General features: G+C 52.6%; 23 protein-coding genes. 10 read left to right on the plus strand and 13 right to left on the minus strand.

Annotation, left to right across the window (positions count from 1 at the left end):
* Window positions 1-99: 99 nt before the first annotated feature.
* Complete coding sequence (locus CPA45_RS18560) at window positions 100-1,554, plus strand: NAD-dependent succinate-semialdehyde dehydrogenase (protein WP_096654135.1); 1,455 nt, start codon at window positions 100-102, stop codon at window positions 1,552-1,554.
* Between the two features lie 81 nt (window positions 1,555-1,635).
* Window positions 1,636-2,922: a 4-aminobutyrate--2-oxoglutarate transaminase gene (gene gabT / locus CPA45_RS18565; RefSeq protein WP_096654137.1), complete on the plus strand. Its 1,287-nt coding sequence runs from the start codon at window positions 1,636-1,638 to the stop codon at window positions 2,920-2,922.
* Window positions 2,923-3,128: 206 nt separating this feature from the next.
* On the opposite strand, the gene CPA45_RS18570 is transcribed toward gabT, so the two are convergent.
* The gene (locus CPA45_RS18570) at window positions 3,129-3,401 is read right to left on the minus strand and encodes an XRE family transcriptional regulator (protein WP_078088275.1); all 273 of its coding nucleotides are present in this window, start codon (window positions 3,399-3,401) and stop codon (window positions 3,129-3,131) included.
* A 216-nt stretch (window positions 3,402-3,617) separates the two neighbouring features.
* Here CPA45_RS18570 and purE point away from each other — a divergent pair, with 216 nt between their 5' ends.
* Complete coding sequence (gene purE / locus CPA45_RS18575; RefSeq protein ID WP_078088274.1) at window positions 3,618-4,130, plus strand: 5-(carboxyamino)imidazole ribonucleotide mutase; 513 nt, start codon at window positions 3,618-3,620, stop codon at window positions 4,128-4,130.
* Between the two features lie 12 nt (window positions 4,131-4,142).
* Window positions 4,143-5,282 (plus strand): 5-(carboxyamino)imidazole ribonucleotide synthase, encoded by a 1,140-nt coding sequence (locus CPA45_RS18580; protein ID WP_096654139.1) that lies wholly within the window; start codon window positions 4,143-4,145, stop codon window positions 5,280-5,282.
* 80 nt (window positions 5,283-5,362) lie between these two features.
* Here CPA45_RS18580 and CPA45_RS18585 read toward each other — a convergent pair whose 3' ends face one another.
* The 9 genes from CPA45_RS18585 to CPA45_RS18625 all read right to left on the minus strand — a co-directional run bounded on the left by CPA45_RS18585 (window position 5,363) and on the right by CPA45_RS18625 (window position 13,975).
* Window positions 5,363-6,187 (minus strand): TraX family protein, encoded by an 825-nt coding sequence (locus tag CPA45_RS18585; protein WP_096654141.1) that lies wholly within the window; start codon window positions 6,185-6,187, stop codon window positions 5,363-5,365.
* Between the two features lie 91 nt (window positions 6,188-6,278).
* Window positions 6,279-7,430, minus strand: coding sequence for a beta-aspartyl-peptidase (iadA, locus tag CPA45_RS18590; RefSeq protein ID WP_096654143.1), 1,152 nt, complete (start codon window positions 7,428-7,430; stop codon window positions 6,279-6,281).
* Window positions 7,431-7,519: 89 nt separating this feature from the next.
* Window positions 7,520-8,317, minus strand: a complete 798-nt coding sequence (locus CPA45_RS18595) for a transporter substrate-binding domain-containing protein (RefSeq protein WP_096654145.1) — start codon at window positions 8,315-8,317, stop codon at window positions 7,520-7,522.
* Window positions 8,318-8,643: 326 nt separating this feature from the next.
* Window positions 8,644-9,414 (minus strand): transporter substrate-binding domain-containing protein, encoded by a 771-nt coding sequence (locus CPA45_RS18600; RefSeq protein ID WP_096654147.1) that lies wholly within the window; start codon window positions 9,412-9,414, stop codon window positions 8,644-8,646.
* A 209-nt stretch (window positions 9,415-9,623) separates the two neighbouring features.
* Window positions 9,624-10,394 (minus strand): transporter substrate-binding domain-containing protein, encoded by a 771-nt coding sequence (locus CPA45_RS18605; protein ID WP_096654149.1) that lies wholly within the window; start codon window positions 10,392-10,394, stop codon window positions 9,624-9,626.
* Window positions 10,395-10,531: 137 nt separating this feature from the next.
* Window positions 10,532-11,263 carry an ABC transporter permease gene (locus tag CPA45_RS18610; RefSeq protein WP_078088267.1) on the minus strand — a complete coding sequence of 244 codons (732 nt, stop codon included), beginning with the start codon at window positions 11,261-11,263 and terminating at the stop codon, window positions 10,532-10,534.
* A gap of 1 nt (window position 11,264) precedes the next feature.
* Window positions 11,265-11,966 carry an ABC transporter permease gene (locus CPA45_RS18615; RefSeq protein WP_096654151.1) on the minus strand — a complete coding sequence of 234 codons (702 nt, stop codon included), beginning with the start codon at window positions 11,964-11,966 and terminating at the stop codon, window positions 11,265-11,267.
* A gap of 15 nt (window positions 11,967-11,981) precedes the next feature.
* A complete protein-coding gene (locus tag CPA45_RS18620; protein ID WP_096654153.1) occupies window positions 11,982-12,752 on the minus strand; it encodes an ABC transporter ATP-binding protein in 771 nt (256 codons plus the stop codon).
* 236 nt (window positions 12,753-12,988) lie between these two features.
* Window positions 12,989-13,975 (minus strand): succinylglutamate desuccinylase, encoded by a 987-nt coding sequence (locus CPA45_RS18625; protein ID WP_096654155.1) that lies wholly within the window; start codon window positions 13,973-13,975, stop codon window positions 12,989-12,991.
* A 343-nt stretch (window positions 13,976-14,318) separates the two neighbouring features.
* Here CPA45_RS18625 and wrbA point away from each other — a divergent pair, with 343 nt between their 5' ends.
* Complete coding sequence (gene wrbA, locus CPA45_RS18635) at window positions 14,319-14,918, plus strand: NAD(P)H:quinone oxidoreductase (RefSeq protein ID WP_096654159.1); 600 nt, start codon at window positions 14,319-14,321, stop codon at window positions 14,916-14,918.
* A gap of 105 nt (window positions 14,919-15,023) precedes the next feature.
* Here the strand turns inward: wrbA and CPA45_RS18640 are convergent, their stop codons facing one another.
* Window positions 15,024-16,097, minus strand: a complete 1,074-nt coding sequence (locus tag CPA45_RS18640) for a tartrate dehydrogenase (RefSeq protein ID WP_096654161.1) — start codon at window positions 16,095-16,097, stop codon at window positions 15,024-15,026.
* Between the two features lie 167 nt (window positions 16,098-16,264).
* On the opposite strand from CPA45_RS18640, the gene CPA45_RS18645 reads away from it, so the two are divergent.
* Entirely contained in the window at window positions 16,265-17,215 is a 951-nt protein-coding gene (locus CPA45_RS18645; protein WP_096654163.1) for a LysR family transcriptional regulator, read from the plus strand.
* Here CPA45_RS18645 and CPA45_RS18650 read toward each other — a convergent pair.
* The gene (locus CPA45_RS18650; protein ID WP_096654165.1) at window positions 17,212-17,784 is read right to left on the minus strand and encodes a lipocalin family protein; all 573 of its coding nucleotides are present in this window, start codon (window positions 17,782-17,784) and stop codon (window positions 17,212-17,214) included. The two genes, CPA45_RS18645 and CPA45_RS18650, sit on opposite strands and share 4 nt — an antisense overlap.
* Before the next feature lie 199 nt (window positions 17,785-17,983).
* On the opposite strand from CPA45_RS18650, the gene CPA45_RS18655 reads away from it, so the two are divergent.
* The 4 genes from CPA45_RS18655 to CPA45_RS18670 all read left to right on the plus strand — a co-directional run bounded on the left by CPA45_RS18655 (window position 17,984) and on the right by CPA45_RS18670 (window position 21,088).
* Entirely contained in the window at window positions 17,984-18,403 is a 420-nt protein-coding gene (locus tag CPA45_RS18655) for a secondary thiamine-phosphate synthase enzyme YjbQ (RefSeq protein ID WP_096654167.1), read from the plus strand.
* A 112-nt stretch (window positions 18,404-18,515) separates the two neighbouring features.
* Window positions 18,516-19,964: an alanine/glycine:cation symporter family protein gene (locus CPA45_RS18660; RefSeq protein ID WP_096654219.1), complete on the plus strand. Its 1,449-nt coding sequence runs from the start codon at window positions 18,516-18,518 to the stop codon at window positions 19,962-19,964.
* A gap of 178 nt (window positions 19,965-20,142) precedes the next feature.
* Window positions 20,143-20,751, plus strand: coding sequence for an FMN-dependent NADH-azoreductase (locus CPA45_RS18665; RefSeq protein ID WP_096654169.1), 609 nt, complete (start codon window positions 20,143-20,145; stop codon window positions 20,749-20,751).
* A 37-nt stretch (window positions 20,752-20,788) separates the two neighbouring features.
* Window positions 20,789-21,088 (plus strand): MGMT family protein, encoded by a 300-nt coding sequence (locus CPA45_RS18670; RefSeq protein ID WP_096654171.1) that lies wholly within the window; start codon window positions 20,789-20,791, stop codon window positions 21,086-21,088.
* Window positions 21,089-21,161: 73 nt separating this feature from the next.
* Here CPA45_RS18670 and CPA45_RS18675 read toward each other — a convergent pair whose 3' ends face one another.
* Window positions 21,162-22,730 carry a bifunctional GNAT family N-acetyltransferase/carbon-nitrogen hydrolase family protein gene (locus CPA45_RS18675; RefSeq protein WP_096654173.1) on the minus strand — a complete coding sequence of 523 codons (1,569 nt, stop codon included), beginning with the start codon at window positions 22,728-22,730 and terminating at the stop codon, window positions 21,162-21,164.
* Between the last annotated feature and the right edge of the window lie 15 nt (window positions 22,731-22,745).

Genomic DNA, 22,745 nt, shown 5'->3' on the forward strand with positions numbered 1-22,745 from the left:
AATCTGATCTATTGGTCCAGTTGGTTAGGTAATTGGTCCATTGGTGGGTGGCGTCATAACTGCTAGCGTGCTTACTGATAACAATATCAGGAGATCTCCATGACTCTGATTAAATCGCTGTTGATCGATGGTACTGCAGCGGCACTTGTGGGGGGGCGCTGGCGTACTGGTTCCAAGTCTTTCCCCGTGACTAACCCTGCGACTGGTGAGTTGCTAGCTCAGGTGGCTGACCTGGGGGCGGACGATGCTCGCGATGCCGTGGCTGCGGCCCATGCCGCGTGGGGGAGCTGGAAAGCGGTACCGGCTAAACAGCGGGCGGCTATCTTGCGGGCTTGGTTTGAACGCATTCATGAACACGCTGACGAGCTGGCCGAGCTGATGACCCTGGAGCAAGGTAAGCCACTGGCTGAGGCGCGCGGTGAAGTTACCTATGGGGCGAGTTTCATCGAGTTTTTTGCCGAAGAAGCTAAGCGTATGTCAGGAGAAACACTACCTACTCACGCCTCTGACAAACGTCTACTGGTGCTACGTGAGCCGGTTGGTGTGGTCGCGGCCATTACCCCGTGGAACTTCCCTATGGCTATGATCACCCGCAAGTGCGCGCCGGCCATTGCCGCTGGCTGCACAGTGGTGATCAAACCAGCCGAGGCGACGCCGCTTACCGCCCTTGCACTTGCCAAGCTGGCTGGTGAAGCCGGTATGCCTGATGGGGTGATCAACGTGGTTACCGCATCGCTGCCAGCAGCAGTAGGGGATGTGCTGACGACTGACCCAAGGGTTCGTAAAGTGTCCTTTACGGGGTCAACGCCGGTGGGCAAGAAGCTACTGGCGCAGTGTGCGGGGACCGTTAAAAAAGTATCCATGGAGCTGGGGGGGAATGCTCCCTTCATCGTATTTGATGATGCTGACCTGGACGCTGCCGTATCGGGTGCCATCGCTTCTAAGTACCGTAATGCCGGTCAGACCTGTGTCTGTACCAATCGTTTTTTGGTGCAGGACGGCATCTACGACGCATTTATTGAAGCGCTGGCTGAGAAAGTCAAAGCGTTGTCGGTGGGTGATGGACGGGAGCCAGGCACATTGGTTGGCCCGTTAATCAACCAAGCCGCAGTGGATAAGGTACAGCGTCATGTGGATGACGCTGTGGCCAAAGGTGGACGCTTGCTATGTGGTGGTCACTCCCATGCGTTGGGCCATAGCTTTTATGTTCCCACCGTGATCGCCGATGCCACGCCCGAAATGAGTGTCGCTAGTGAAGAAACCTTCGGCCCGCTGGCGCCAGTGTTTCGCTTCCAAGATGAAGAGGAAGCCATTGCCATGGCCAATGATACACCCTTCGGCCTTGCCGCTTACTTCTATGCGCGTGATTACCGCCGCATCTGGCGTGTGATGGAAGGCTTGGAGTACGGCATGGTTGGGGTCAATGAAGGGCTGATCTCCACTGAAGTTGCGCCTTTTGGTGGCATTAAAGAGTCCGGGCTGGGGCGCGAGGGATCACACCACGGCCTTGAGGATTTCACCGAGCTTAAGTACGTCTGCGTGGGTGGGCTTTAACTCGCCGCTTAGTCTTTCTTGGCTCTGTGTCTGAGCCCTTTTAACAGTTTATTAGCCCTGATAATTAGCAAGGATTTGTTCATGACCAATACATTCACCAATGCTGAATTGAATGAACTCAAAAAGCGCTTTGTTGCCAACGGAGCCGCTACGCCAACCGAGCAGTTCGTGGCGCGTGCTGAGAATGCCGAGTTGTGGGATGAGGATGGCCGACGCTGGATCGATTTTGCCGGAGGTATCGGCGTGCTCAACCTGGGCCACCGTCATCCCCGTATCGTCAAGGCCGTGCAGGAGCAATTAGAGCGTGTGATGCATACCTGCTCGGCGGTTATCTCCTACGCACCCTATGTACAACTGTGCCAACGGCTGTGCGAAAAGGTGCCCGTCAAGGGGCCAGAGCGCAAGGCAATGCTGGTTAATACCGGTGCTGAGGCGCTGGAAAATGCGGTCAAGATTGCTCGTGCTGCCACTGGCCGTTCCGGTGTTATTACCTTCGACGGCGCCTTCCACGGTCGCACCATGTTAACGTTGGCCATGACCGGCAAGGTACTGCCTTACAAGAATGATTTCGGCCCTATGCCGGGCGATGTCTATCGCGCGCCTTACCCCAACCCGCTGCACGGTATTAGCGATGAGATGGCGCTTAGTGGGATAGAGAAGCTTTTCAAAACCGATATCCCGGCACATCGAGTAGCGGCGATTGTGATCGAGCCGGTTCAGGGGGAGGGCGGTTTTTATATAGCTTCGCCAAGCTTTTTGAAAGCACTGCGCGAGCTCTGTGACCGTCATGGCATCCTGTTGATTGCTGATGAGGTGCAATCGGGCTTTGCTCGTACCGGCAAGTTGTTTGCCCTGGAGCATAGCGGCATCGAGGCGGACCTACTGACGACCGCTAAGTCGCTGGCGAACGGCATGCCGCTATCGGCGGTCGTAGGCACTGCTGAGATTATGGACTCCTCTGGCCCTGGCTCTTTGGGGGGGACTTACAGCGGCAATCCTCTTTCCTGTGCTGCTGCGCTGGCCGTGCTGGACACGATTGAGGAGGAGAACATCCTGGCGCGGAGTGAGAAGATGGGCCATCTGCTCGCCGAGCGCTTCGCTGTTTGGGAGCAACGCTTCGAGATGGTGAGCTATCCGCGTAATCTTGGCGCCATGGCGGCCTTCGAGCTGCTTGATGCTAACGGAAAGCCCGACACCACCATGGCTCAGGCGCTGTGTGCCAAAGCCCGTGAGCAAGGACTGATCCTGCTCTCCTGTGGTTTTTACGGCAATACCATTCGCGTCTTGGTGCCGATTACAGCGCCATCTGATGTACTTGAGGAGGGCCTGGCTATCATCGAGCACTCGTTGGAAGCGCTCGCGGGCTGATGCGGTAGAGGGAGTAGGTGTTAATGCTTTTATGAGTTGGCGGTACTAACGAACTGTTTGCTGTTGACCGTTTGGAAGCAGCCCGCGCCCACTGCGCTGGCTGCTTCTTTTTTTAACAAAGTTGTTTCTTTTTTACAAAACAGGCCAGCCCAGTGGGCTGACCTGTGTTGAGAAATAAGTGAGTTACTGTTTAGTAGCAGCTGCTGCTATGGCGCCTCCAGCTCTAAGGTACGCCGCAGGACATTGAGCTCGTCAATGTTGAGATGCTCTAGCCTTCCGGCGAGCAGGTCGCTGACTTTTTGTACTGGAAGGCCGGCCTTGCGGGCTATTTCGCGGCTTCCCAGCTCTGATACAGCGATCAGGCGAGTGATTATACGCATTAGGCGCGTACGTTTTTCTAAATCCCTGACATCTAGGTCAGGGCTGCTTCGCGGAGGATCTAGCGTTTCTGCGTGAGCAGTTGAGTATGCCGTACTCATGTGACTCCATCAGTCTGAAATGACAATCACACAATGCCGTCAAGTCGCGCGCTTTTCAATGCCTAATTTGATGAAAATTTCACGACAATTGCCAAGCCCGCAAACGACAGGCTCTGGTAAACTATGTGCCTTCCTATTTTCTAACGAGCCGTCTATGGCGCTTGGCTCGTTAAACGCATTATTGCTTTAGCAGGCCATTGGCCGAGGAGTTTTTGCATGTCGAACAGCGCACCCAAAGTGGGCGTGATCATGGGGTCGAAGTCTGACTGGCCGGTTATGGAGCACGCGGTGGCGATGTTAGAGCGGTTGGGCGTTGCCTATGAAACCCGTGTGGTTTCTGCTCATCGCACCCCTGACTTGCTGTTCGAATATGCGAAGAGTGCTGCCGAGCGTGGCCTGCAGGTGATTGTTGCAGGAGCCGGTGGTGCGGCCCATTTGCCGGGCATGGTTGCCTCACAAACGGCGTTGCCAGTGTTAGGCGTGCCGGTCGAATCCAAAGCGTTGAAAGGCTTGGATTCGCTGCTTTCTATCGCCCAGATGCCGGGTGGTATTGCGGTGGGTACGCTGGCGATTGGCAAAGCGGGGGCAACTAACGCAGGGTTGCTGGCAGCACAAATTATCGGTTTGCAAGACTCCGCCGTCCGTGAAGCCGTTGAGGCTTTCCGCGCTGAGCAAACACAACTCGTGCTGGATAACCCCGACCCGCGCCCCGATGCGGAAGCGAATTAAGGAGTCCTGGCGATGAGCTCTGGCATTTCAAAAAACATCGGTGTGTTAGGCGCTGGCCAGTTAGGCCGTATGCTGGCGCTAGCAGGCTACCCTTTGGGTAATCGCTTTACGTTTCTGGATACCACCGGCAGCCCTAGTGCAGGTATTGGAGAGGTAATTGTCGACCCCAATAACCAGCATCTGGCGGAATTTCTCGATAAGGTTGATGTAGTGACCTACGAGTTTGAGCACCTGCCTGTGGAACTCGTTAAACATATTGAGCAGCACAAGCCGGTATATCCGGGTAGCCGTGCCATTGCCGTTTGCCAAAACCGCGTTGAAGAGAAAGCACTATTTGATCGTCTGGGTATCCCGACGGCTGCTTATCGCGTAGTAGAAAGCGCTGAACAGCTTGCAGCAGCGGCGGCTGAGCTGGGCTGTCCGGTGGTCGCCAAGTCGGTTACCGAAGGTTATGACGGCAAAGGCCAAGCGGTGCTAAAAGCGCCCGAGCAAGCTCAGCAGGCGTGGGACTCCATCGGTCACCCGCAGTTGGTCGTTGAAGCCTTTGTTGATTTTGTGCGCGAAGTCTCAATGATTGCTGTGCGTGGCCGTGATGGGGAAGTGGTGTTCTACCCCATGGCTGAAAATCAGCACGTTGATGGCATTCTGCGCTATTCCGTGGCCCCGTTGCCGGATTTAGATGCCAGTGTTCAGCAAACTGCCGATAACTATATTCGTGCATTGTTGGATGAGCTGGACTACGTGGGCGTGCTGGCGCTTGAGCTATTTCAAACTCGTGATGGTAGTTTGCTGGCCAATGAAATGGCTCCGCGGGTGCATAATTCTGGCCACTGGACCATGGATGGTGCGGTCACGAGCCAGTTTGAAAACCATCTTCGCGCTGTACAAGGGCTGCCTTTGGGAAGTACGGATGCAATTGCCCCTACCTGCATGGTCAATGTCATTGGCTGTGAAGGCGATAACGCTGCGATGCTGGCGATAGCCAATACTCACCTACACCGCTATGACAAAGATGGGCGGGCAGGGCGCAAGCTTGCCCATGTCAATGTGGTCGCAAATACCCACGCTGAACTGCTTGAGAAGGTTCGCGCCTGCCAAGCATTAATACCTGATGCACCTCCTGTTGCGTGGAGCTTCGAAGCGTTGCTTTAGTTCATGCAGCTTTAAGTTCATGCAGCTTTAGTTCGTGCATTGAGGCAAAACGCCGCCCTATTGAGGGCGGCGTTTTGTTATTAACCAGCCAATTGGCCGCTCAGCAATAGCCATAAAGCAATCAGCGCGAAGTGACCAGGATACCAGGCTAACCAGAGGCGACGCGGCATAGCAAGCGCAACAGGCGGTATACGTTGAGCCGCCCCTGCGGCTAGCACAAGCACTACCACGCAGGTGGCCACGGTGAACGATTTAGCCATGTCGGATGCATTCATCTGGCCGGCTATCCACAAAACAGGAAAAGCTGCCAATCCAGCCCAAAGGCGTGACTTAAGTGCCTCATGGGTACCATTAAGTGCCTGCATAGCAAACATAAATAGCGGAATTAGCAGCAAACCATTGTGGCCATACTCCACCCAAAACCCGAGCAGGTACCAAACGGTAACGACCAACCCTGCGCTAAATACTAGCCAGCCGAAGCCAATTGTCTGCTGTTGGTAGTGCTGCCAGCCTTGGCGTACCAGCGCGCCTATGGCTAAACCACTGGCTAGCGTAAAGCAGACGTTGAGGATAAAAGCGTCGGAGGCACGCGGCATCATCATGTAGGGGATTTGGGCCGCTAAACCGATAATTAAAATACGCCACGAGTAGCGCAGTGGGTTGCGGGTGTTAAATAGCCCGTGCCAAGCCACCATGGCAGCAAACAGTGGAAAGGCGATACGGCCAATCGAAGAGCCTGCCCAATTTAAGTCCCAATCACCTGGGAGCACATAGCGGGTGAGATGGTCTACCGTCATAGTGAACAGCGCCAACCACTGGCCCCATGCTGTCCAGTGGGAAGAGGGGCGTGACGTCTCTCTTGTGTCTGCTATTGGTGACAAATGTGCCGCTGTTTGTTCGGTCATGATACCTCCCTGTAAATAACCACGATGGAGTAAAGACCTGTTTTGGCTGGGCAAGTTCGCCATTACGCGTAGCGCCTGTTATTCACGCAGATTACAGCGTGCTCATACCATAAACCGGTTTGCCTAATGCCCATACTTGTTCAATTGCCCAGCGCCCTTCTGTCAGTACGATAAAGTCAGCGTCGGCGCCAGCGTGTAGGCGGCCTTTATGAGGTAGTTTTAATGCATCGGCGGCAGTGGTGGCGGCACAGCGCAGCGCTTGCTCCATGCTAATGTGGTGCTCATTGATGCACTCACCAAGCACCTCAAATAAGCTACTTAATTTTCCCGGTTTTAAGCCAATAAAGCGATGTTGCTCGTCAAATTCTGGAAGTGAGGCATTGGCATCTGAAGAGAGGCTGAGTTGACTGGGAGCAATACGTGCGCGTAGTGCCCGAGCCACTGCCTCCGATGCTGGGACTTCACCCTTGGCAAGGAGCTCTGGGGTTGAGCTGGTAGTGAAGTCGATCCGGCCGCCTTCACGGGCAAAACGCAGGCCATCTTCAAGCAAAGCGGAGGTTCTGTTGATGTGGGTGGGGTAAAACTGTGCCAAAGGAATAGCGCTGTGCTTCGCCACTTGGCGTAGCGGTTCCAGGTGTGAGTCGGCATCGCCAGTATGAATAAATACAATGCCCGATTTTCCTGCTAATAGGCCAGCGGTACGCGCTTCGGAGGCTAGGCGTGTCAGCTCGTGGGTGTTGGGCTGAGAGCCGCGATGGTCGCTAATCGCCACTTCCCCAACGCCGATAAATTCTGGGATATAAAGAATATCACTCGCTACCGAGCCGGTTAGTGTCACCGGAGGCAGCTGGTAGGAGCCAGTGTAGGCATAGGTGGTTAAGCCACCAGCAGCGAGTTCTCGGGCTTTACCGATTAGGTTAGCCGGCGTACGGGTAAGAGCGTCGGTGCCTAGAGCGCCAATCAGTGTAGTAACACCAGAGGCGCAAGCGTCTTCAATGCTAAGCTCAGCGGTACGATTACCAAAACCGCCTTCGCCGCCACCGCCGATGTAGTGCACAAGTGGGTCTACCAGGCCTGGGATCACTCTGCGCCCTTCAAGGTCTAGCGTGTTGATCAGTGCACCCACGTTTACCTGCTCTGTGGCATCAAGAACCGCAGCAATACGTTGGTCGGCAATCAGTAAGTGGCACAGGCCGCGTGGCTCTGGCGTAAACAGTTGAGCATTTTTAACAAGAGTCAGCATGTGTTTCCCTGAGGAATCAACAGATATGAAGTGAGCGCCGACCCCAGGTCGGCGCCGTGACAGTTTGCATGGATGTTTGTAGGTGACGCTTATAAGCGTACATCGTACTTGAAGTAGCGGTTCATGATCTCATCATAGGTGCCATTTTCTTTGAGCTCGCTGAGTGCTTTATTGAAGCGATCTGCCAGAGCTTCGTCGCGTGGGCGGAATGCGACACCCACACCTTTGCCGAAGATATGCTCAGGCTCTTTGATAAAGTCGCTGATGCGCTGGAATTCGCTCTCTGGCGTATCAATTTCAATAGCGGCTTCAGCAATCGGGTAGTCCATAAAGGTGAGATCTAAACGTCCGGCCATGAGGTCGGTCACTACATCGTCTACGCCGGTGTAGCGGCGAATCTCCAGGATATCGCCGTATAGTTCGGTAACGTAGTTATCTTGATTCGTTGCCCGTTGAACGCCGACGGTGAGGCCTTCTAGGCTGGCGCGGTCTTCAATATCGATATCACGCTCTCGCGTGGTAATCCAAGCACTGGGGGTTGTGTAGTAAGCCTCTGAGAACAACACGCGCTGGGCGCGCTCGTCAGTAATTGCCATTGACGACATAATAGCGTCGTAGTTGCGGGCGAGTAGACCAGGGATAATGCCGTCCCAGTCTTGCTCTACCCAGGTGCAATTGATTTCCAGGTAGTCGCATACTGCGTTACCCAATTCAATCTCAAAACCCGTTAGGGTTCCATCAGCCTCACGGTACATAAAGGGCTCGTAGGGGATGTCGACCCCAAGGCGAACTTCGGAATAATCACGTGCCGCTGCGGTAGTGGATACGAAAGACATAGAAACACCAACCGCCAACATAGCGGCGAAGGGAAGCGTTGTATAACGCATAGTAGTCTCCTGAAGCGATTTTTAAGTATGGAGCTATATCATCCATGCACTGTGATAGTGCGGAGCCAATACATGGGAGGCGCTGCTGTTGCGTTAATGTCGCACAGCAAGCATCACGCGCAGGGGCGTGAGATGACACGGGCGTGTCAAAAGGGGAGGGCTATTCGTCGAACCACTCGCTCAGGTAGAACCGAGCGACATCGCCGCTGGCACCTGGGCTTAGTGCGCACAGAGCTGGCGCAATAAAAAGAGAAAGAGGTATCTGCATGTTGGCCTCTCGCGGTATAAGCCTCCCCAAGGTAGGGAGGCACTCAGACGGCTAGTGCTTACTCTTCGCCGAAGTAACGCTCGTGAATACGGTCATAGGTACCATCTTCTTTTACAGCAGCAATAGCCTCGTTAAAGCGTTCTGCGAGGGCTTCATCACGGGGCCGTAGAGCAATGGCAAGCCCATCACCAAAGTACTTGTAAGGCTCGTTGATCATATCGCCAATCACACGGTACTCGCTACGTTCGCTATCCAGCAATGTCGTTTTACCGACAGGATAATTCACAAAGACGATATCGACGCGGTCTGCTTCCATATCCAACAGCATGTCATCCACACTGGCGTAACGACGAACCGTAGCGATATCTCCATATAAATCGGTAGCGTAGTTATCTTGTAGAGTGCCGCGCTGAACACCAAGTATCAACCCCTTCAGGTTGGATTCATTCACTTCTTCGAGTGCCGTATCAACAGGCCCAAACCACGCAGAGGGAACCGTTAGATAGGAGTCTGAGAACAAGACCTGGGCACGACGTTCTTCGTTGATGGTCATGGATGACATGATGGCGTCGTAATTACGAGCAAGCAGGCCGGGAATAATGCCATCCCACTGTTGTTCCACCCATTCGCAGGTGACTTCCATTTGCTCGCAAAGCGCATTGCCTAGATCAATGTCAAACCCCGTAAGCTCACCATCTGGTGTGCGATACTCCATTGGCTCGTAAGGGACATCGACACCAAAGCGTATATGGTCATAGCTATCACGTGCTTGGACGTGACCAATCGCGAGAGATGCCGCTGTGATGGAGATAAATATAATATTTTTCATAATGCTCCCTGTCAGAAACAAGCCGTCAAATAGCATTGCCCAGTGCAGGTCCACTAACCAGTAAAGCCAAACAGTTCAGTAGATAGGTTTCGCTGGGCTAATTATAATGAGAGCAGAGTGCTCTTTATAAGAGTGATTGAAAGGCTGGTTTTAGACGGCATTAGTACAGCACCCTCAATAGCGCCGAGGGTGCTGTGGTCTATTAGCGTTTACTCTTCGCCGAAGTAACGCTCGAAAATTTCATCATAGGTACCGTCGTCTTTAAGCTCGGCAAGGGCTTCGTTGAATTTCTCAGCCAGTGCTTCGTCCCGCTGGCGGAAGGCGATACCAAAGCCGTCACCAAAGTACTCTTTAGGCTCGCTGATACGCTCGCCAATCACGACGTATTCAGTGTCATCGTTGTTTAGCAGAGTGGACTGGCCGATCGGGAAGTCCAGGAACACGATATCTAGGCGCTGTGCTTGCATATCCAGCACCATGTCATCCGCAGTGGAGTAGCGGCTGATGCTGGCGACGCTGTTGAAGTTGTCCGTGACGTAGTTGTCCTGCAGCGTACCGCGCTGAACGCCAATCGTCTTGCCTGCCAGAGTTTCCTCATTGGCTTCGGTAATATCGAAGCTGCTGGGCGCGAACCAAGCGGAGGGCATGGTGATATAGGGGGCGGAGAACAGTACTTGCTGGCGACGCTCATCATTAATCGTCATTGAGGACATAATCGCGTCGTAGTTGCGCGACATAAGGCCAGGAATGATGCCATCCCACTCTTGCTCGATCCACTCGCAGGTAATGCCGATCTGGTCGCACAGTGCGTTACCGAGGTCGATATCGAAGCCGGTTAGCTCACCATCAGCGGTACGGTACTCCATTGGCTCGTAAGGGACGTCAACGCCGATGCGCACATGGTCGTAGTTGCGCGCTTGTGCTGAAGAAGCGGCAGCAATGGCTAGGCCAAGTACCGAAACAGTTAAGAGTTTTTTCATTTTTTATACTCCGTAGATAACAGGTTCACTAGAAGTGATCCCTCTTAACGTACCCCAGGTTGAGGCTAACGGAAAGAGGGAGTTGGACTCAGAACCAACGTTTGTTTGACGGTTGGTTTGTTTTTATTTTTGCTGGCCTAGTTGGTTTGTGGTCTCAGGTGAGCCAGGAGTTTTTTCTCCAGAAAACGGAAAAAGTACAAAATGGCAAAGGTGAGGCAGAGATAGATAGCGGCTACAAACAAAAAGGCTTCGAAGGGAGCGTAAAAACGTGCATACACAAAGCGCGCGGCACCCGTCAGGTCCATCAGCGTGACAACGCTGGCAATAGCACTAGCGTGCAGCATAAAGATCACTTCGTTACCGTAAGCGGGCAGGGCACGACGAAAGGCGCTGGGTAGGATAATGCGCCGCATCATTAGGCTATCGGACATGCCATAGGCACGAGCAGCTTCGATTTCACCTTTAGAGGTGGTCTTAATAGCCCCACGGAAAATTTCAGTCGTGTATGCCGCCGTATTTAATGTGAAGGCGAGCAAGGCTGGGTAGAAAGCTTCCCGCAGGAGGGGCCACAAAAAGGTCTCCTGAATACCGTCGATAAACACCACACCGTAATAAATGATATATAGCTGGATAAGCAGTGGAGTACCGCGGAACACATAGGTATAGAAGTAAATCGGCAGACTGATCCACTTGTGCTTGGAGCTGCGCATGATCGCCAAGGGTACAGCTAATACGAGCCCTGCTATTAGAGAAAGGAACACCAGCTGTGTGGTCGTTACTAACCCTTCCCAGTAATAACCCAGCGTAGTGGGAGTGAAAATCAGATTGCCAGCGAGCAGGTCGTTGAACCACGCGGAAATATCTAGCATCTCATTGCCCCCCAAAGCCGATGTCGTAACGTTTTTGTAGCCGCACAAAAATCCACTCGGATACGCTGGCAATGAGTAGATACACTGCCGCTACGGGAAGTAAGAAAACAAAGGGTTCGTGAGTTGCGCGGGATGCCTCTGCGGCAACACGTACCATGTCGGTTAAACCGATGACCGATACGAGCGCGGTGGTTTTCAGCAGTACCATCCAGTTATTAGATAGGCCCGGTAGCGCGTGGCGCATCATTTGCGGAAAACGAATGCGTCTAAATACTAATGCACTGCTCATTCCGTAGGCTTTGCCTGCTTCAATTTGGCCGTTATCCACTGCCATAAAGGCGCCACGGAAGGTTTCGCCCATGTAGGCACCAAAAATAAATCCAATGGTGATGACGCCCGCTGCGAAAGCGTTAAAATTGATATAAATATCAATGTTGTAGTTGTCATAAAGCATATCGCTAATGGCGTTGACACCGATCTGTCCGCCAAAAAATAGCAACATCATCAGCACAAGATCCGGTACACCACGAATCACAGTGGTATAGACCGTTGCAGTGCGATGAAGTAACCAATTACGTGACATTTTGGCGGTAGCAGTGAGCAGGCCAAGCACAATGGCCAGGATCAGTGATAGCACCGCTAACTGAAGTGTGACGCCCGCCCCTTCGATCAGGCGGGGGCCGTAACCTTGCAAATCAAGCATGGTATCCCTCGCGGATCAATATTTAGGGGCTAGAAATTGTTTTAGGCGCGGTGACTGCGGATTGCCAAGCACCTCTGCCGGAGCACCAGCTTCTTCTACTAAGCCCTGGTGAAGGTAAATCACTTTACTGGATACATCCCGGGCAAAGCTCATTTCATGGGTGACCACGACCATGGTGCGGCCTTCATCGGCTAGGTCGCGCATCACTTTGAGCACATCACCAACGAGCTCGGGGTCAAGGGCTGACGTTGGCTCGTCAAACAGCATCACTTCAGGGTCCATGGCCAGTGCTCGGGCAATGGCTCCGCGCTGCTGCTGGCCACCAGACATTTGCGCAGGGTAGGCATTGGCGCGGGCGCTTAAACCAACCCGTTCTAGCAGGGCATGGGCGTGCTCTATGGCTTCTTTTTTAGGCTTGCCTAGTACATGAATGGGAGCTTCGATAATGTTTTCAAGCAGTGTCATGTGGGCCCAAAGGTTGAAACTCTGGAACACCATCGACAGTTTTGCGCGCATCTGTACCACTTGTTTCCAGTCGGCTGGCTCACGGCCATGCTTCGTGACTTTAAAGCGGATAGGCTCGCCGTGCACAATCAGGTCGCCGTCATCAGGCTGTTCCAGTAAGTTCATACAGCGCAAGAAGGTGCTTTTACCAGACCCAGATGCACCGATTAGGGTGATGACATCACCCTTTTGGGCTTCAAGAGAGAGGCCTTTGAGGACTTCCGTATCGCCAAAGCGTTTTTTGATATTACGCACTTCAAGGGGCGTAGGCTTATTGGCCATAACTTAGGCTCCAGTACAGGGTTGCCGCAGTAGCAACGTGTGTAAATGTATGTTGGCTGTGCGGCTGGCGCGAAAAAAGGGGCGATTCTATCAGGACTGTGCGTGATACGCGTGTTTTATAAAAACGGCTTATACTAATGCGCGTACCTCGTTGCCTTAAATCACCTCTACGTTATTGTTATCAAATATGTTTTTATAAATATCAAGGGTGTAAAGTGCTGTTTAAGCGCGCTGCACTAACATGGCGGCTTGCAGGGAACAACCAGTAGTGCTGCCCGCGCTCCTATCTCAACTTGGGCATTGGGAAATACCACGTGTAGCGCAGACTCTTCATCAATGAAATCTCCTGAGATGCCGTCTTTCGCTAGGCATGTACCTGGCTCAAAGCGGCTGAAGTTGGGTACATCATCGTCAAAACAGAGTGCAAATACTTCGGCTTGCCGCATCAGCTCATGCTTTACCTGAAAAAACGTCATCGAGTCTGCAGGTTTACCAGCGGGCTCATCAGCGCTACCTAGTGCGCTGATAAGCATATGCATTGGTTCAAGAGCGACCATATCGTTTTCCCCAAACGGTGCAACGCGGCCTAGCTCGAAGGTAAACGCTTGGGCAGCGTGGTAATGCTTACTGTAGTGGGAGAACGTCCAGCTGTGCTGATGTTGGTGCAGTACTGCTTGTAAATCCGCTGCGGCTAGCCATTCCCACTGGGCTGGGGCGGTAACACTGTCAGCAAAGGGCTCGACTACAAAGCGTGTATACAGGCTGCCCCTGATCGCTGTATGCAGATCGTAATGAAGTTTAGGTAGTGCATCGTGGCGCGCGTAAAACGTGTCCACAGCCTCCATTAGCTCTCGAGCGCGGTCGGGCTCGTCACCCTTTTCATCCAGGCCGCGCTTAAATAGGCGATTTAAATTAGTGGCAATAAAACGCTGCTGTTTTTTCAGGGCAGGGATATTGCCCATAATCACCAGTACTGGAGCGCCTAGCTGTGTGGTATTGGCTTCTAGCGTACATAGCCAATTGCCCAACAGCTCTATGGGGGCGGTTTCATTGCCATGAATGGCCGCCGAAAATACACAAGCATGGGCGTTAGGGCGAACAGTATTCGGTGTTAGCTCCATAATGCCCGGCGCATGAAAGTGGTAAGTGCCGCTTGCAAAGCGACCTGTGCGCGGTGTGGGACTTTCACCATCGAGCGTCCAGTCGAGCCATTGGCCTAGCATGAAGAGTTCCTTGGGCATAGATGATCAGCTTTTAAGGTGCCCTACCTTTACCACGCTGAACCCTAACCACAAGAGGTAGCGTCGTTAGCATGAAAATGGCGGGTGCGAACATGAAAGTATTCGGGCATAAAACGCTGATGCCCAAGACGCGATACGCTTTTCATATAGGAGGGGGTAGGGGACGATTTACCGAGGCGCTGATATTTTGTAATGCACTTGCATCGATGAAATCGAAGGTGGCCTTCGAAAACATTCGCTTTTTTCTACGTTAGGCTGGGCTATGTTGTATTGAGTTTTCGTAAGCTCATGCTGGGTAACCCGTTGTAACGCAAAGGAGTGAATAATGACGAAAGTATTGGTGCTGTATTATTCTATGTATGGCCATATCGATACTTTGGCTGCCGCTGTAGCTGAAGGGGCCAAAGGGGTGGATGGCGTGGAAGTGATCGTCAAACGTGTGCCAGAAACCATGCCTGAGGAAGCATTTAAGAATGCTGGCGGAAAGCAGGATTTCACTACGCCTGAAGCGTCGCCTCAAGAGCTTGCCGACTACGATGCGATTATTTTTGGCACCCCGACACGATTTGGCAATATGGCGGGGCAGATGCGCACCTTTCTTGACCAGACGGGAGGGCTATGGGCGAAAGGTGCGTTACGCGGCAAGGTGGCTAGCGTGTTCACCTCGACGGGCACTGGTGGTGGGGATGAGATGACTATCACTTCTACCTGGACGACACTTGCCCATCACGGCATGATCATTGTGCCTATTGGTTACGGTATTGATGAGCAGTTTGATATTTCTAAAGTAAGTGGCGGTACGCCCTATGGTGCGGCCACCCTGGCAGGCAGCGACGGTTCTCGTCAGCCTGATGATCGTGAGTTAAAAATTGCCCGCTTCCAAGGCAAGCATGTCGCGGAAATTGCCACTAAGCTCGCGGGTTAGTGTTTTTCGATGAATATATAAGAGAGCGTATATATAAGGGAGCGTATATATAAGAGAAAGCCCGCCTCACTGCTACAGCAGCGAGAAAGCAGCGAGGCGGTTTTTTTAAGCGCCAATACGCTCGGCAATGGCTTTTCCTAAACTTGCAGTAGTGCCTTGGCCACCCACATCGCGGGTAAGTACGCTGCTATCTCCTTCGCTTAGTACCTCTTCGATTGCAGTTACCACCGCATCGGCGGCCTCTTTATAACCTAGATGCTCCAGCATCATTGCCCCAGACCAAATCTGACCGATAGGGTTAGCAATGCCTTGGCCTGCAATATCCGGCGCGCTGCCGTGTACCGGCTCGAACAGACTGGGGAACTGACCTTCTGGGTTGATATTGGCAGAGGGGGCAATGCCGATAGTGCCGGTACAGGCCGGGCCAAGGTCGGAAAGAATATCGCCGAATAGGTTGCTACCTACCACCACGTCGAACCAGTCTGGATGGAGCACAAAGTTAGCGGTCAGAATATCAATGTGGAATTTATCCATAGCGACATCTGGGTACTGTTTAGCCATCTCGACAACGCGCTCGTCCCAGTAAGGCATAGTGATCGAAATGCCGTTAGATTTAGTCGCCGAGGTGAGCTTTTTGCGGGGACGGGTTTGTGCAAGGTCAAACGCATACTTCAGCACGCGATCGACGCCGGTGCGGCTCATCACCGTTTCTTGGATGACGATTTCTCGTTCGGTTCCCTCAAACATTTTTCCGCCGATGCTTGAATACTCGCCTTCGGTGTTTTCGCGTACAACGTAAAAGTCGATATCGCCTACTTGCCGGCCTGCCAGTGGGCTTTTAATGCCGGGCATTAGCTTGCAAGGGCGCAGATTGATGTACTGGTCAAACTGACGCCGAAACTGCAGCAGTGAGCCCCACAGCGAAATATGGTCGGGCACTTTATCCGGCCAGCCAACGGCGCCGTAAAACAGTGCATCAAACCCTTTTAGCTGTTTGAACCAATCATCGGGCAGCATTTTTCCGTGCTCTAGGTAGTAATCGCAGTTACCGAATTCAAAGGTAGTAAAGTCCAGGTCTATATTGAAACGCTTAGCTGCGGCTTCCAGAGTACGAATGCCTTCGGGCATGACTTCAGTGCCAATGCCGTCGCCAGCGATGACTGCAATGCGGTGGGTCATGGGGGCTCCTTGCTTATTATTGATAATGAATGAGTGAGCACTGATGCGTGACTAGCACGCTCTGAGGTATCAGTTCTGTGCTGAGTGTAGCGGCTATTTTGGTGGGGATAATCAGGCTACCATTCAAGTTATTGTTGCGTGAAAGTGTAGAATTCCTGAGGAGTAATATGGCGCACCTGGACGATCTGGCGTTTTTTCAGCACTTGGCTCGGGCGGGGAGTCTAACCGCGACGGCTTGTGAACTGGGGCTTTCTCTCTCGGCGGTAAGTAAGCGGCTAAAGCAGTTGGAAGCACGCCTGGGCGTTGAGCTGGCTGCCCGTACGACGCGTCGGTTAACGCTAACTGCAGAGGGCGAGCGATATTTGGCGCGTGGTGCGCTGATTTTAGATGAGCTGGATGAGTTGGAAAATTCACTGGGCGAGGGGGCCGGCCAGGCACTTAGCGGGCGCTTGCGCGTTAACGCCACTTTTGGTTTTGGGCGTCGCCATATTGCCCCCTTGCTGTCGAGCTTTTGTGCTGAACACCCAGAGGTGGATGGGTGGTTAGAGTTGACCAATTTTCCGCTCAATTTAAGTGATCACGGCTTCGATATAGGTATTCGTATTGGTGAACCGCCAGAATCGCGCCTAGTTGCTCGGCGTATTTTAGTTAATCGACGGATACTCTGTGCATCGCCAGCCTATATCGCCGAAGCACCAGTGCTTCAAGCCCCTGGGGATTTACAGCAGCATGAGTGCTTAGTGATTCGTGAGAACGATAGCGATTTTCCACTATGGCGCTTTGAGCGAGCTGCCCCGTCTATAACTGACTCATCTATAAACGTATCGTCTGAAAAGGTGCAGTCGGTAAAGGTGAGTGGTCGCTTGGCAAGCAATGACGGAGAAGTGATTACCCGCTTAGCCTTGGATGGCCACGGTGTGATGCTGCGCTCCTGGTGGGATGTGAACGAACACCTTGCCAGTGGCGCTTTAGTTGAATTACTCCCAGGCTGGCAGGGGGTGCGGGCAGACTTTTATGCAGTGTTTGAACAGCGCCGTCATGTGCCCGCCCGCCTGCGCGCTTTTATTGACTATATTCAGCGTGAGATGGCGGGGAGGGTATCAAGATTGCCTAATTAGCGGCTAGGGCACGCCTCTCCTTGGGTGACATCTATCAACTCATCAGTAGGAAAATTAAGTTCGGCCGCCCGTTGGCGCAAATACTCTTCCTCAGCGCTGTCCATCTCAGGCGTACGTGAAAGAATCCATAGGTAGTTACGGTTAGGGCCTGCTACCAGCGCCCAGCGGTAGTTGTCGTCCAGCTCAAGAATATTGTAGCCACCGTAGAAGGGGCCAAAGAAGCTGACTTTCAGTCGTCCAACGTTTTCATCGTCAATAAAGTAGGCGCGTCCCTCTGCTTCCTTCCACTCTTGCTTGGCTAAATTATAGCCTCGGTTAATGACTCTCACGCCACCATCACTACGCAGGCTGTAATCGGCGGTTACGCAGTCCAGCTCACGCTCAAATGAGTGATCTAAGCGCGCTATTTCATACCATTGGCCCAGATAACGATTAAGCTCAAAGTCGGCTACTGGCTCTGTACCGTCAGGAATGCCAGTACAACCTGCTAAAACGAGGCCGCAAAGTGCTGCTATTCCTGATCTTGCTACAGAATAGTACAACCTGGAGTAATACACAGGTTTAAGCATTGTGCTCTCCTAGTGATGGTGTCTTAAAAGCGCTAAACCTAGCAGTATCGGTGAGGATGCGCCATGGCTATGGAAGCCAAGTAGGTCGCTGGGGGAGTATGCTGAGAAGTGACTATACTTGTCACCGTCTATCCCTTGTAGTGTCCGTTCACTATTGGCAATGCTGAAAACAAAAATACTGAAAACAAAGGAGTGTTTTATGTGGCATCAGCAGGAGATCCATTTCCCCGAAATGCCCCAGGGGTTTCATCTTGTTACCGATGATATAGCTCGGGCGTTACCTTGCTTAGCAGAGTGCAGCCAAGGGCTGTTACATCTTCAGCTAATGCATACGTCTGCGTCGCTCACGCTAAATGAAAATACTGACCCTGATGTGCGCCACGATCTGGATGCCTTCATTCGCCGTTTGGTACCTGAAGGGTTGGATTACTTTCGCCATACGCTAGAAGGGCCAGATGATATGCCTGCTCATGTGGCGGCGAGCTTGTTGGGAGCTCAATTGACTCTGGCCGTACGCGATGGGCGTTTAGCGCTAGGCACTTGGCAGGGGGTATGGCTGGGTGAGCACCGTAGCCAGGGCGGGGCACGCCGGTTGCTTGCCACATTAAATGGCTGCTAGCGGCGGCAAGTGATTCTCACTGCTATTACATAAATTTGCCGATTTCCTTGCCATTTTGGTGCATCCGTGAAGAATGATGCGTCCTCACTATTTCAAAAAAGGCATGTTCGGTATGGATTTTACTCTTCCTCCCCTGTTGACTGCGATGGTTGACCGCGGCAATGGGCTACTGTGGGGCAGTGTGCTGATTTATCTTTTGATCGGTGCTGGTCTCTATTTCACAGTGATGACCCGCGGTATTCAGGTGCGCTATTTTGGTCACATGTTCAAGCTGCTGCGTACCTCTCGCCAGTCTAACGGAGGGATTTCTTCGTTCCAGGCGCTTTCAACGAGTTTGGCGGCTCGGGTGGGTACCGGCAACCTTGCTGGGGTAGCCGTCGCTATTTACTTTGGCGGGCCCGGCGCGATTTTCTGGATGTGGATGACCGCCATGGTGGGTATGGCGACCAGCTTTGTGGAGTCTACTCTGGCTCAGGCATACAAAACCGATCACGGCGATAATACCTTCCGTGGTGGTCCTGCCCGCTATATTGAGCGTGGTCTCGGTTTACGCTGGTTGGCAGTGCTGTTTTCGGTCTGTTTGATTATTGCCTTTGGATTGGCATTTAACAGCGTTCAGGCCAACTCTATTGCTCAGGCGATGGAGCAGGCCTTTGCCGTTCCCACCTGGGCCATGGGGTTGGTACTTATGGTGGTTGTGGCGCCGATTATTTTTGGTGGCTTGAAGTCCATCGCTAAAGTAGCTGAGCTGGTCGTGCCACTTATGGCGTTGCTGTATTTGATACTGGCGCTAGTGGTTGTGGCGCTGAATATTAGTGATTTGCCTGCTGCGTTTCTCACCATTATACAAAGCGCTTTTGGCCTAGAACAGGCGGCGGGTGGCGCTATGGGCTACGCTATTTCCCAGGCCATTATGAGCGGTATTCAACGTGGTCTATTCTCCAACGAGGCGGGTATGGGGTCGGCGCCAAATGCGGCGGCAACGGCCAGTACGCGCCCCAATCATCCTGCTGCCCAGGGTTTTATCCAAATGTTGGGTGTGTTCTTGGATACTTTGGTGATTTGTACCGCAACCGCTGCGATCATCATTATGGCCGGGCCTGAACTGTTAGCCGGTGAAGAAAATAACGGCATACAGCTAACCCAAATGGCACTTTCCAGTCACGTGGGTGAGTGGGGTGGCATGTTTATTGCGGTGGCTATTTTGTTGTTTGCGTTTACTTCGGTAATTGCTAACTACTCTTACGGTGAATCAAATATCGAGTATTTGGCGGGGCGTCGTGCGCCTATTGCTGTGCTGATTTATCGCTTAGCGGTTCTCGGCATGATCATGGTGGGTTCGGTGGCAAGCCTCGGTGCTATCTGGAACTTTGCCGATCTCTCTATGGGGATGATGGCCATTATCAACTTGGTGGCTATTTTGATGCTGTCACCAATCGCCTTTGCGCTGTTTCGTGATTACGACGAGCAGCTTAAAGCAGGTAAAGAGCCGGTGTTCGATCCTGGCCGATTCCCCAAACTGGTGAATAAGGTGGACCCCAAAGCTTGGCCGAAAAAGTAATAACCTAGACATTCTATGGTTACCCAGCCCCGCCCTGTGAAAGCAGAGCGGGGCTTTTTTTAGCAGGGCATGATTCGATTTTGTCGAATGAAACGGGGAAAACGTTGCGCTTTTGCTTAATGAAAAGAGCCGTAGAATAGCCGCCAATACTCATTGATTACCGGCTAAGGACTACTCTATGACCACTCGAGCACTGCTAGTTACCTCTTCTATTTTAGGTGAGAATGGCCAATCCAATGCGTTAGCTAACCACTTTAAAGCCCAAGCAGATTCTCGCTCTAGTGTGGCAGTTACCCATCGTGATGTAGTGGCCAATGCGCTGCCCCACTTGGCGATTGAGGAGCTAGGTGCTTGGCAAACTCCCGCTGAAGAGCGCAGCTCAGAGCAAAAGGCGTTAGCAGCCTACTCCGACGAACTGCTGGTTGAGCTGCGTGAGCACGACGTGTTGGTGCTTGCTGTGCCCATGTATAATTTGGGCATACCGTCTCAATTGAAAGCATGGTTTGACCGTGTGCTGCGTGCTGGCGAAACCTTCCTCTACACTGAAAATGGCCCCCAAGGGTTAATTGAAGGTAAACGGGCAATTATTTTAGCAGCCCGTGGAGGCCTGTATGCAGGAAGCGAATTTGATAGCCAAATGCCGCATCTGAAAAGTATGTTGGGATTGATGGGGATTCGCGACGTTGAGGTCGTATTTGCCGAAGGTTTAAACATGGGAGACTCCCAACGCGATTCGGCGATTAATGAAGCATTCCAGGCAATTGATCAACTTATCGAAGCGCTTTAAAGTGTCATAAACGTTTTGAAAACCAGTCGAGAAAGCGATGCCGCGCCCAGAACTGCTCGAGCAGATTTACACCATTGTTGATCAAATTCCTCCTGGGCGGGTAACTACCTATGGGCGCATTGCGGCAATGACTGAGGGAGCTACACCACGCATGGTGGGGTCGGCCATGCGTCACTTGCCCGATGGGCATCAACTGCCCTGGCATCGAGTGATTGCGGCATCACTAACGCTGGCTGACCACGGAGGGGCTACCCGACAGCATCAAAAGCTACGCGATGAAGGGGTAATGTTTGATGCAAAAGGCCGGGTGCCAGCCCATCTTGTCTGGCCTGATTGAGCTAAGTGCCGCACATTAAAAGCATAACGCCGCCCGAATGGGCGGCGTTATTGTCTTTATGATTGCCTCTACCTCACTCTTCCAGATTAGCCCCGGACTTCCACGACCAGTCGCGCCAGCGCAGATCAAACAGATCTTTGCGGCGATCTTTTAGGTTGGTCACCGAGCCTTCGGCCCGCACTACTGTAAGGCGTGTTAAATCAAGGTCTGAGAAGAAAATCATCTCTGTATTCGGCGTGGTTTCTGCCAGTACTGCATCGTGGGGGAAGGCAAAGTCTGAGGGCGAGAATACTGCCGACTGGGCGTACTGGATATCCAGGTTCTCAATGGAGGGGAGGTTGCCGACACTGCCGCAGAGTACGACATAGCACTCATTTTCAATGGCGCGAGCCTGGGCGCAGTGGCGAACACGCAGGTAGCCGTTTTTGGTGTCTGTCCAGAAGGGGACAAATAGAATGTCCATGTCCTGATCAGCCAGCAGGCGGCCAAGTTCAGGGAACTCCACGTCGTAACAGATTAAAATGCCTACGCGGCCTGCATCGGTATCAAATACCTGCAAATTGTCGCCGCCTTCTATCACCCAGTCGCGCCGCTCTTGGGGCGTAATATGCAGTTTGAACTGCTTTTCAACTTCGCCATCACGGTGGAATAGGTAAGCTACATTGTACAGTCGGTCATCCTCGCCGACTTCAATCATGGACCCGCCAACAATGTTGATGTTGTAGGACACCGCCATTCTTGAAAGCTCGCTTTTAAAGCGCTCGGTGAAGCTCGCCAAGAAGCGAATGGCGCCCATTTGGTCCTGCTGAGCCGAACGGTCTTGTAGACCCATCAAAGGCGCATTAAATAGCTCCGGAAATACGGCAAAATCGCTCTGGTAGTCCGAGAGCGCATCAACGAAGTATTCAATTTGCTGAAGCGCTGCCTCTACGGAAGCAAATTCACGCATTTGCCACTGAACGGCACCCACACGGACTTGGGTTGGCCGGGTATCCAGCACGCTTTCGGCAGGCTCAAAGAGAATGTTGTTCCATTCCAGCAGAGTGGCGTAGCCGCGAGACTGCTCATCTTCCGGCAGGTACTTGCGTAACAGGCGCTTTACCTGAAAGTCATTAGCGAGTTGGAACGATAATATCGGGTCGTAAATTTCTTTACGAGAGACCTTTTCAATGTACTCGGCAGGGGAGAGCTCTTCCGCGTGCTGGTAGTATTCAGGAATACGTCCGCCAGCCAGAATGGCGCGCAGGTTTAACGAACGGCACAGCTCTTTACGTGCTTCATACAGTCGACGGCCTAGGCGGTAACCACGGTAGTCAGGATGGATAAGCACATCCAGCCCGTACATGGCGTCGCCGTCGGAATCATTAAGAATTATTTCGCGATGGCCAATCAGGTCATCATATTTATGAGGGTTGGAGAATTCGTCGTAATCCACCTGTACGGTTAGCGCTACGCCCACTAATACACCATCGTCTTCGATGGCGATCTGGCCGTCAGGGAACTCCTGGACCAGCTTTGCGATGGTGTGCTCAGGCCAGGCGCCGCCGATATCATGGTACACAGCGTCCATCAACGTTTTGAGCTGGCCATAGTCGTCGCTCGTCAGGTTGCGTAGGTTTAGATGCAGTTCTTCTAAGGACATGATTCAGGGGGTCTC

Source organism: Vreelandella nigrificans (assembly GCF_002374315.1).
In the GTDB taxonomy this organism is placed as follows: domain Bacteria; phylum Pseudomonadota; class Gammaproteobacteria; order Pseudomonadales; family Halomonadaceae; genus Vreelandella; species Vreelandella nigrificans.

What these genes read in the sequence shown, in the direction of transcription:
- CPA45_RS18560 (WP_096654135.1), top strand. Translation starts at nt 100, where the DNA reads ATGACTCTGATTAAATCGCTGTTGATCGATGGTACTGCAGCGGCACTT.
- gabT (WP_096654137.1), top strand. Translation starts at nt 1,636, where the DNA reads ATGACCAATACATTCACCAATGCTGAATTGAATGAACTCAAAAAGCGC.
- CPA45_RS18570 (WP_078088275.1), bottom strand. Translation starts at nt 3,401, where the DNA reads ATGAGTACGGCATACTCAACTGCTCACGCAGAAACGCTAGATCCTCCG.
- purE (WP_078088274.1), top strand. Translation starts at nt 3,618, where the DNA reads ATGTCGAACAGCGCACCCAAAGTGGGCGTGATCATGGGGTCGAAGTCT.
- CPA45_RS18580 (WP_096654139.1), top strand. Translation starts at nt 4,143, where the DNA reads ATGAGCTCTGGCATTTCAAAAAACATCGGTGTGTTAGGCGCTGGCCAG.
- CPA45_RS18585 (WP_096654141.1), bottom strand. Translation starts at nt 6,187, where the DNA reads ATGACCGAACAAACAGCGGCACATTTGTCACCAATAGCAGACACAAGA.
- iadA (WP_096654143.1), bottom strand. Translation starts at nt 7,430, where the DNA reads ATGCTGACTCTTGTTAAAAATGCTCAACTGTTTACGCCAGAGCCACGC.
- CPA45_RS18595 (WP_096654145.1), bottom strand. Translation starts at nt 8,317, where the DNA reads ATGCGTTATACAACGCTTCCCTTCGCCGCTATGTTGGCGGTTGGTGTT.
- CPA45_RS18600 (WP_096654147.1), bottom strand. Translation starts at nt 9,414, where the DNA reads ATGAAAAATATTATATTTATCTCCATCACAGCGGCATCTCTCGCGATT.
- CPA45_RS18605 (WP_096654149.1), bottom strand. Translation starts at nt 10,394, where the DNA reads ATGAAAAAACTCTTAACTGTTTCGGTACTTGGCCTAGCCATTGCTGCC.
- CPA45_RS18610 (WP_078088267.1), bottom strand. Translation starts at nt 11,263, where the DNA reads ATGCTAGATATTTCCGCGTGGTTCAACGACCTGCTCGCTGGCAATCTG.
- CPA45_RS18615 (WP_096654151.1), bottom strand. Translation starts at nt 11,966, where the DNA reads ATGCTTGATTTGCAAGGTTACGGCCCCCGCCTGATCGAAGGGGCGGGC.
- CPA45_RS18620 (WP_096654153.1), bottom strand. Translation starts at nt 12,752, where the DNA reads ATGGCCAATAAGCCTACGCCCCTTGAAGTGCGTAATATCAAAAAACGC.
- CPA45_RS18625 (WP_096654155.1), bottom strand. Translation starts at nt 13,975, where the DNA reads ATGCTAGGCCAATGGCTCGACTGGACGCTCGATGGTGAAAGTCCCACA.
- wrbA (WP_096654159.1), top strand. Translation starts at nt 14,319, where the DNA reads ATGACGAAAGTATTGGTGCTGTATTATTCTATGTATGGCCATATCGAT.
- CPA45_RS18640 (WP_096654161.1), bottom strand. Translation starts at nt 16,097, where the DNA reads ATGACCCACCGCATTGCAGTCATCGCTGGCGACGGCATTGGCACTGAA.
- CPA45_RS18645 (WP_096654163.1), top strand. Translation starts at nt 16,265, where the DNA reads ATGGCGCACCTGGACGATCTGGCGTTTTTTCAGCACTTGGCTCGGGCG.
- CPA45_RS18650 (WP_096654165.1), bottom strand. Translation starts at nt 17,784, where the DNA reads ATGCTTAAACCTGTGTATTACTCCAGGTTGTACTATTCTGTAGCAAGA.
- CPA45_RS18655 (WP_096654167.1), top strand. Translation starts at nt 17,984, where the DNA reads ATGTGGCATCAGCAGGAGATCCATTTCCCCGAAATGCCCCAGGGGTTT.
- CPA45_RS18660 (WP_096654219.1), top strand. Translation starts at nt 18,516, where the DNA reads ATGGATTTTACTCTTCCTCCCCTGTTGACTGCGATGGTTGACCGCGGC.
- CPA45_RS18665 (WP_096654169.1), top strand. Translation starts at nt 20,143, where the DNA reads ATGACCACTCGAGCACTGCTAGTTACCTCTTCTATTTTAGGTGAGAAT.
- CPA45_RS18670 (WP_096654171.1), top strand. Translation starts at nt 20,789, where the DNA reads ATGCCGCGCCCAGAACTGCTCGAGCAGATTTACACCATTGTTGATCAA.
- CPA45_RS18675 (WP_096654173.1), bottom strand. Translation starts at nt 22,730, where the DNA reads ATGTCCTTAGAAGAACTGCATCTAAACCTACGCAACCTGACGAGCGAC.